Source organism: Pigmentiphaga sp. NML030171, assembly GCF_002188635.1.
GTDB lineage: Bacteria > Pseudomonadota > Gammaproteobacteria > Burkholderiales > Burkholderiaceae_B > Pigmentiphaga > Pigmentiphaga daeguensis.
Genome location: NZ_NINX01000055.1, coordinates 176435 through 184284, shown reverse-complemented (window position 1 = coordinate 184284; position 7850 = coordinate 176435). Strand labels below are relative to the sequence as shown.

The window sequence follows — 7850 nt, the reverse complement described above, 5'->3', positions numbered from 1 at the left end:
TCCCGAACAGGACAGTGAAACGCCTTTGCGCCGATGATAGTGGACGGACGTCTGTGAAAGTAGGTCATCGTCAGGCTACCCTCCCTCAAAACCCCCGACCGGAAACCCGGCCGGGGGTTTTGTCTTTTCACGGCCGCGCATTCTGCGGGAAGCCTTTCCCTACCTCTTGTTTCCTGTAATTCCGTATCCTGTGGCGCCGCAGGGGAACGGCCGCGCCTTTTTCCCGGTCAAGCAAGGATCGCGGACAAGGAGAACGACATGAGATCAGTGCGATGGATGGCGGGATGGACCCTGGCTCTGGGCATGACAGTGGCCTTCGCGTCGGTGGCGCAGCCTGTGCGACCGGGAAAGGATGTACCGATGGCCCGTGCGGCCCTGCCCGCCGGTGTGACGTTGTCCACCTGGGCCGAGGGCCTGGAGCATCCATGGGGCTTGGCGCTGCTGCCCCAAGGTGGCGCGTTGGTGACCGAGCGGCCCGGGCGCTTGCGCGTGGTTTCCGGGCAGGGGCAGCTCTCGGCGCCGGTGGCGGGCGTGCCCCGGGTGGATGCCCGGGGCCAGGGCGGCTTGCTGGACGTCGTGCTACATCCGGATTTCGCACGCAACGGCCTGGTGTACCTGAGCTATGCGGAGGCGGGCGATGGAGGCAACAGCACCGCGGTGGCTCGCGGCAAGCTGGTGCAGGACGGCGGCCAGTGGCGTTTCGCCGATTCCCAGGTGGTCTTCCGCCAGGCTCCGAAGTTCGCCAGCACATTGCATTTCGGATCACGCCTGGTCTTTGCGCGCGACGGCAAGCTGTTCATCACGCTGGGTGAACGCTCCAGCCGCCAGACCCGGCCGGACGCGCAGGGCTTGAACACGCATCACGGCAAGGTCGTCCGTATCAACGATGATGGCAGCGTGCCGCGCGACAACCCCTTCGTCGGCGACAAGGGCGCCCTGCCCGAGATCTGGTCCCAGGGCCATCGCAATCCCCAGGGGGCGGCGTTGAATCCGCGCACCGGTGAACTATGGGTGGTCGAGCACGGCCCCCAGGGGGGCGATGAGCTGAATGTCGTGCGGGCTGGCAAGAACTACGGCTGGCCTTTGTACACGTATGGCGAAGAATATGGCGGCGGAAGGATCGGGCAGGAGGCTTCACCGCCGGGCTTCGAGCCGCCCTTGTACAGCTGGGTGCCGTCGGTGTCCCCGAGCGGGCTGGCATTCTATACGAGCCAGGCCATTCCCTCGTGGACCGGCAGCCTGTTCACCGGGGCGTTGAGCGGCCAGGCGCTGATACGGCTGCAACTGGACGGCGAAAAAGTCGTGCGCGAGGAACGCCTGCTGACCGATCTGGGCAGCCGGATCCGCGATGTCGTGATGGGACCGTCGGGAGAACTGTACCTGCTGACCGATGCCAGGCAGGGGAAGATACTGGTCCTGCGCGGCGCGGGCGCCGCAGGCTCGTAGGCCGGGCAAGACCTGCAGGGCGCCCGGACCGCGTTGGCCGGGCGCCGGCGGGAGCCCCGCGAGCCGGGGCGGCCTGCTTATTTCAGGTGCGCGTTGACGATCTTGGTCAGCTCGAACATGTCGACGCTGGGCTTGCCGAACAGCTCCTTGAGCTTGGCATCGCCGTTGATGTTGCGCTTGGCCTTGGGATCCTGCAGCTTGTGCTTCTTGATGTATTCCCAGATCTTGCGCGTGACTTCGGTGCGCGGCAGCGGGGCCGGGCCGATGATGGCGGCCAGCGTGGCGCTGGGGGTCATGGGCTTGAGGAAGGCGGCGTTGACCTTGCGGGGAGCCTTGGTCGCGGCCTTCTTGGCCGGAGCGGCCTTCTTGGCTGCCGGGGCTTTCTTAGCCGGAGCGGCTTTCTTGGCGGGCGCGGCTTTCTTCGCGGGCGCCTTCTTGGCTGTGGCCATGCTGTACTCCTAAAAAGGGGTTCAATCGTCAGATCGTTGGCAGGGCCACACCGCAGTGCGCGAGAGGCAGACTCCAGAACTGCGGAATAACCCCGCGAGCGCAGCATATCGCCTTGCTGGGCAAAGCCACAACAAAATTCCAATAGAAACGGCGTTTCCCCGGGGTTTTAGACGGGGATGCAACGCTTGGGGGGCCGCTATGGCCGGTAGAATGGTCACATTGCCGTCTACACCCAGTCGGGATGCGCCCGCCGATGTTTGCATTTGTTCCGTTTCGTATCCGGTCGTCCGCCTTGTTGCTGGCCTTCGCGGCGCTGCTCGCGGGCTGTGCCGGCCCCACTTCCGAGCGGGTGGACCCGGCGGAACCGATCGACGGCGCCGCGGCATTGATGCTGTCCCAATCGCCTTCGGCCGTGGGCGAAGCCCCGGCGGGATGGCGGCCCTGGATCATCCGGTCCGACAAGACCAGGACCCGCTACCAGCTCGCGCGCGCCAGCGTGGGCGGGCACGAGCGTCCGGTGTTGCATGCCGTGGCGGAGTCCGCCGCGAGCGGGATGTGGGTGCCGGTGAACCTGCCCGCCGCGCAGGCTCCGTATGTGCGCTGGTCCTGGCGCACCGATGCGATGATCGACCGGGCCGACAGTTCCCGCCCCGAGACCGAGGACGCTCCAGCCCGCCTGGTGCTGGCCTTCGACGGCGACTGGCGCAAGCTGCCCCTGCGGGACCAGATGCTGGCCGATACCGCGCGCATGCTGCTGGGGCGCGAGATGCCCTACGCCACCCTGATCTACACCTGGGACTCCGCCAAGCCGGTGGGCGCCAGCCTGGCCAATGCCCATACGTCCCGCATCCGCCTGAAGGTGGTCGAGTCCGGCCCGGAGCGAACGGGACGCTGGCTGGACTACGAGCGCAACTATGTGCAGGACTACATCGAGTTGTTCGGAGAGGAGCCCGGCACGCTGATCGGCGTCGGGGTCATGACCGATACGGACAATACCCGGAGCTACGCCGAGAGCTGGTATGGCGACATTCAGCTTTTGACACCAAGTCGTACCGCGCTGGGGGAACTCCCGGACGGACCGGTTATCGATTGACATTCGGGCCGCCGAGCGGCCGCAGGACCGGAGAGCAGGAATGGATGCTGGGGTGGCGTTGCGTTCGCCGCTGGAAGCCATACGCAAGTTTCACGATGATCTGACGCTGCTGCGGCGCGACCTGCACGCGCATCCCGAGCTAGGATTCGAAGAGGTGCGCACCTCGGGCATCGTTGCCAAGGCGCTGGAGCTGCTGGGCGTGGAGGTGCACCGGAACATAGGCAAGACCGGGCTGGTCGGGATCATCCACGGCCGGCGCTGCGACAGCGGCCGCATGATCGGCCTGCGGGCCGACATGGACGCGCTGCCGATGGCCGAGGACAACGCCTTCGCGCACCGTTCCAGCAAGCCAGGCCTGATGCATGGCTGCGGTCACGATGGCCACACCACCATCCTGCTGGGGGCGGCGCGCTATCTGTCCAGGACGCGCAACTTCGACGGCACCGCGGTGCTGATTTTCCAGCCGGCCGAGGAAGGGCTGGGCGGGGCCCGCGCGATGATGGACGACGGGTTGTTCGACACCTATCCTTGTAACGAAATCTACGCCCTCCACAACTGGCCGGGCCTGCCGGCCGGCAAGGTCGGCATCAATCCCGGGCCGATGATGGCCGCTTCCGACCGCTTCGAGATCGTCATCGAGGGCAAGGGCGGCCATGGCGCGCACCCCTACCAGACGATCGATCCGGTGGTGGTGGCGGGGCAGATCATCACCGCGACGCAGTCCATCGTCTCGCGCAACGTCAATCCGCTGGATTCCGCGGTGGTGTCCATCTGTTCGGTGCAGGCCGGCAACCCCGGCGCGATGAGCGTGATTCCGCGCGAGGCCCGCCTGGTGGGCACGGTGAGGACCTTCCGCCGCACGGTGCAGGAGATGGTCGAGACGCGGCTGCGGGACCTGTCGTCGTCGATCGCCGCCGCCTTCGGGGCGACGGCCACGCTCAAGTACGACCGCATCTATCCGGCCACCATCAACACGCCGCGGGAGGCCAATTTCGTGGCCGACGTGGCGACCGCGATGCTGGGCAAGGAAAACGTCATCCGCGACCTGACGCCGTCGATGGGCGCCGAGGATTTCTCGTTCATGCTGCAAGGGCGGCCGGGCGCCTATTTCCGGCTGGGACAGGGCGGCGCGGAACAGGGCTGCTTCCTGCACAGCAGCAACTACGATTTCAACGACGCGGTGATCCCCCTGGGCGCGGGCATCATGGCTTCGCTGGTCGAACGCAGCATGCCGGTCGTGGATTGAGCCTGCCCCAAAGGGGGCGGGTTTGCACCAGCCTTGCCACCAATTGCTTTAGGAATAAAATTTGTAGACCTAAAGTAAAAAAAGGGGGATGGCATGGCGAACGAACAGCGCGCGGCGGCGCACGCCGCAGGCGGCGGCCTGGACCGGCGGGATTTCCTGCGCGGTGCGATGGCGGCGGCGGTGGCCGGGACCGGTGCCGCCCTGTCGAGCCACGCACGGGCCCAGGCCCAGCCTGAAGGCGCGCGGACGCCGGGCCGGGAGTTCCTGATTTCCGGCGGCCATGTGCTGTCGATGGACCGGAACGTGGGCGACCTGCCCGAAGGCGACGTCCACGTACGCGACGGCACCATCGTCGCGGTGGGCCGCAAGCTGTCCGCGCCCGGCGTGCAGGTCATCGACGCGCGCGGGATGATCGTCATGCCCGGCTTCGTCGATGCCCATTCCCATCTCTGGAATGCCTTCCTGCGGGGCTCGGTGCGGGGCGACGATCCCCTGCGCGGCTATTTCCCCACGACGAATCGAGCCGCGCCGCTGTGCACGCCGGACGATGCCTTCCATTCGGTCCGGTTCGGGCTGATGCAGGAACTGCTCTCGGGCGTGACCTGCCTGAACAATTTTTCGCACAACACGCGCTCGGTCGCGCATGCCGATGCCGAGATCCGCGCGGCGCTGGACGTTGGGGCGCGCACCCGCTTCTCGTACGGCACGCCCGGCCGGGGCGAGCGCCTGGACCTGGCCGGCGTCAAGGCGACGCTGGCGAAGTGGGGCCGGGCGGATCCGCGGCTGAGGCTGGGCGTCAACCTGCAGCTGCCGACGCCGGCCGTACTGAAGGCCGGCGGCAGCGACGAGACCTTCGTCGGCGAGGTGCGGGCGTCGAAGGAACTGGGGCTGCCGATCTCGCTGCACTATGGCGACACGGCGCACGGGCTCGTGGGGCTGATGGATCGAAGCAACCTGCTGGGGCCGGACATCCTGATGATCCACACCCAGGGGTTTACCGCCGCCGAGCGTGAACTGATGGTGAAAAAGCAGGTGCAGTTCAGCATGTCGCCGGCTATCGAGATCCCGTACTCGACGGTGCGCAACGGCTACATCCAGTTCGCGGAGCTGGAGGCGCTGGGGGCCAGCCTGAGCCTGTCGGTCGATGCGTCCAGCGCGCTGGCGACGGGGGATTTCTTCACGGTCATGCGGGCGCTGCTTTGGGCCCACAAGCAGCGCGCCGACGTCGACCGCAAGCTCGAACCGCGCCGCATCGTCGAGATCGCGACGCTGGGCGGCGCCAAGGTGCTCGGCATGGACGACATCATCGGATCGCTGTCGGCCGGCAAGCAGGCCGACATCATCCTGGTCCGCAAGCGCGACATCAACATGGCGCCGGTGATCGACCCGTATTACTCGCTGGTCTATTCGGGCATGCCCGCCAACGTCGATACGGTAATGGTCGGCGGACGCGTGTTGCTGCAGGGAGGGCGGCACGCGACGCTGGACGTCCAGGAAGTCGCGGACCTGGCCGCGCGGGCCGGGAGCAAGATGCACGAGCGGCTCGAGGGCATCATCTCGAACAGCAAGGAAAACCTGGGCGACCTGAACCGGAAAGGATGAGCGGCGGCGGGCGCGGGCGCGGAAGTTGGCGCCGGGCCGGATTCGGGCCGTAAAATGAGGGCTACCGGGCCGGCGCGGGTGCGGCGTACCTGCCCGCGCCGGCCGATCCTTCGAGACGCCCCTTGGCCGCATCCATGACCATTTCCACGCTTACCATCACCCGCCCCGACGATTGGCACCTGCACCTGCGCGACGGCGAGGCGCTCGAGGCCGTCGCCGCCCACTCCGCACGCCAGTTCGCCCGGGCCATCATCATGCCCAACCTGAAGCCGCCGGTCACCACGACGGCCCAGGCGCTGGCGTATCGGGACCGCATCCTGGCCGCGCTCGGCAAGAGCGGCATCGGGCCGGAAGCGTTCACGCCGCTGATGACGCTGTACCTGACCGACAATACGGCGCCCGAGGAAATCCGGCGCGCCCGCGAGTCGGGCGCAATCCACGCCGTCAAGCTGTATCCGGCCGGGGCGACGACCAACTCGGATGCCGGCGTGACGGACCTGCTGGGCCGTTGCGCCAAGGTGCTCGAGACCATGGAGGAGGTTGGCATGCCGCTGCTGACCCATGGCGAGGCCACCGATCCCGCCATCGACGTGTTCGACCGCGAGCAGGTCTTCATCGACCGGGTCATGATTCCCCTGCGCCGCGCCTTCCCGGCCCTGAAGGTGGTGTTCGAGCACATCACCACCGCCGATGCCGCGCAGTACGTGCGCGATGCCGAGGGGCCGATCGCGGCCACCCTCACCCCCCAGCACCTGCTGTACAACCGCAATGCCTTGTTCCAGGGCGGCATGCGTCCGCACTGGTATTGCCTGCCGGTGCTCAAGCGCGAGACGCATCGCCAGGCCCTGGTGGCAGTCGCCACCAGCGGCAACCCGCGCTTCTTCCTGGGTACCGACAGCGCGCCGCATGCGCGCGGCCTGAAGGAACACGCCTGCGGCTGCGCGGGATGCTTCACGGGGCTGCACGCCATGGAGCTGTACGCCAAGGCCTTCGACGACGCCGGCAAGCTGGACGCGCTGGAAGGTTTCGCCAGTTTCCACGGCCCCGATTTCTATGGCCTGCCGCGCAATACCGGCAAGCTCACGCTGGTGCGCGAGCCCTTCCGGATTCCCGACGAACTGTCGTTCGGCCAACAGACCATCGTGCCGCTGGCCAGCGGGGAGACCTTGCCGTGGCGGGTCTCGATCTGACCCACATCGACTGGGGCCAGCCCTGGTTCGCCGGCGTCGCCCACAAGGGCGAACTGCTGGCGTCCGCGGGCGAGGAGCCCCTGTGCGACAGCCTGAACCGGCTGCTGACGGCGGGCGAGGGTGGCCACGGCGCGCGCGGACGCATGCGGGTGGCCTCGGGCAAGCCGCTGGTCTTCGTGCCACAGGCCGACTTGCCGGAAGGCCGGGCCTACGAGGCGCACATCCACCAGACCGGCCGTGTGCCGACCCGCGACAACCTGCACGATCTCTTCAACGGGCTGGTGTGGTTCGCCTTCCCGCAGACCAAGGCACGGCTGAACGCGATGCAGGCACGCGCGCTGAAGAAAGTGCCGGCGGCCGAGGGGCGGGGCTCCTTGCGCGACGCCGTGACCATCTTCGACGAGAACGGGCTCGTGCTGGCCTGCTCCAGCGACGAGCTGGCCCAGGCCCTGCGCCGTTTCGACTGGCGTAAGCTGTTCGTCGAACGCCGCACCGCCACGCTGATGCAGACCGAACCCTGGGCGATCGGCCACGGATTGCTGGAAAAGCTGGTGCGGCCCTACAAGGCCATCACCGCCCACACGCTGATCGTGCCGGTCGACGACTCGTATTTCCGCGCTTCGCCCCAGCAGCGGCGGACCACCGTCGACCGGCTGGTGGCCGACTGGCTGGACAACTGGCCCTTCTTCACCGCGCGCGACCTCTGCCCGCTGCCGGTGCTGGGCCTGCCCGGCTGGTGGCCCGACAACACGACGCCGGGGTTCTACGACGATCCCGAGGTTTTCCGCCCCGGCCGCACCCGTCAGCGGTAAAATACACGCGC

General features: G+C 67.5%; 7 protein-coding genes. 6 read left to right on the top strand and 1 reads right to left on the bottom strand.

Features of this window, described 5'->3' with window-relative positions:
- The first annotated feature begins 360 nt into the window (after positions 1-360).
- Positions 361-1446 carry a PQQ-dependent sugar dehydrogenase gene (locus CDO46_RS27525; RefSeq protein WP_254914717.1) on the top strand — a complete coding sequence of 362 codons (1086 nt, stop codon included), beginning with the start codon at positions 361-363 and terminating at the stop codon, positions 1444-1446.
- Positions 1447-1523: 77 nt separating this feature from the next.
- Here the strand turns inward: CDO46_RS27525 and CDO46_RS27520 are convergent, their stop codons facing one another.
- On the bottom strand, positions 1524-1895 hold the full coding sequence (locus CDO46_RS27520; RefSeq protein ID WP_087841749.1) for an SWIB/MDM2 domain-containing protein: 372 nt from the start codon (positions 1893-1895) through the stop codon (positions 1524-1526).
- Between the two features lie 254 nt (positions 1896-2149).
- Here CDO46_RS27520 and CDO46_RS27515 point away from each other — a divergent pair, with 254 nt between their 5' ends.
- The 5 genes from CDO46_RS27515 to CDO46_RS27495 all read left to right on the top strand — a co-directional run bounded on the left by CDO46_RS27515 (position 2150) and on the right by CDO46_RS27495 (position 7839).
- Entirely contained in the window at positions 2150-2989 is an 840-nt protein-coding gene (locus CDO46_RS27515) for a DUF3047 domain-containing protein (RefSeq protein WP_176400859.1), read from the top strand.
- Positions 2990-3041: 52 nt separating this feature from the next.
- Positions 3042-4235, top strand: coding sequence for a M20 aminoacylase family protein (locus CDO46_RS27510; RefSeq protein ID WP_087841770.1), 1194 nt, complete (start codon positions 3042-3044; stop codon positions 4233-4235).
- Positions 4236-4328: 93 nt separating this feature from the next.
- The gene (locus CDO46_RS27505) at positions 4329-5837 is read left to right on the top strand and encodes an amidohydrolase family protein (RefSeq protein WP_254914716.1); all 1509 of its coding nucleotides are present in this window, start codon (positions 4329-4331) and stop codon (positions 5835-5837) included.
- Between the two features lie 134 nt (positions 5838-5971).
- On the top strand, positions 5972-7027 hold the full coding sequence (gene pyrC, locus CDO46_RS27500; protein ID WP_087841747.1) for a dihydroorotase: 1056 nt from the start codon (positions 5972-5974) through the stop codon (positions 7025-7027).
- Complete coding sequence (locus CDO46_RS27495) at positions 7009-7839, top strand: DUF3025 domain-containing protein (protein WP_087841746.1); 831 nt, start codon at positions 7009-7011, stop codon at positions 7837-7839. The genes pyrC and CDO46_RS27495 overlap by 19 nt, the downstream gene beginning before the upstream one ends.
- Positions 7840-7850 lie beyond the last annotated feature (11 nt).